Genomic DNA, 510 nt, shown 5'->3' with positions numbered 1-510 from the left:
CTCCACAGGCAGGGTGTGGAGTGTGAATCGCGAGGAGCCGCAGACCACGGTCGCCCGTACACCGTCTGTGGAAATCTCCACCGGGCGGTTGGGGAGGGCGTGGCAGATGTCGGCGAGCAGCCGGCCGGAGACGAGGACGGTGCCGTCCTCCTCGACGTCGGCCTCGACGGAGACGCGGGCCGAGACCTCGTAGTCGAAGCCGGAGAGGGACAGCGTGCCCTCCTCGGCCTTCAGCAGCAGGCCCGCGAGAACGGGCACCGGCGGCCGGGCCGGGAGGCTGCGGGCCGCCCAAGCCACCGCCTCCGCGAGTACGTCGCGCTCCACCCGGATCTTCACCGGAACCGCCTCCTGCTGTTGCTCGCTCGTCTGCCGGCCTTCGTTCTCGGCGCCGGTGCCTCGATGCCGTCGATGGCTCGGAGCCTCGGTGCCGGGCACCAGTCTGACGTACGGCGCCGACAGTCGTTGCTGCCGGAGGTCAAGTCGGGAGCGAGGTGTCGGGGAGGCGTCCCC

1 pseudogene is annotated in these 510 nt (G+C 71.4%); it reads right to left on the bottom strand.

The window, feature by feature from the left end:
* Positions 1 to 336: pseudogene (locus G3I78_RS47595) on the bottom strand (DNA polymerase III subunit beta); the annotation flags it as partial.
* Between the last annotated feature and the right edge of the window lie 174 nt (positions 337 to 510).

Origin of the sequence: Streptomyces sp. SID13726, assembly GCF_010548375.1 — a bacterium.
Classification (GTDB): domain Bacteria; phylum Actinomycetota; class Actinomycetes; order Streptomycetales; family Streptomycetaceae; genus Streptomyces.
The sequence above is the reverse complement of the archived record's forward strand: the minus strand, read 5'-3'. Positions and strand labels throughout refer to the sequence as shown.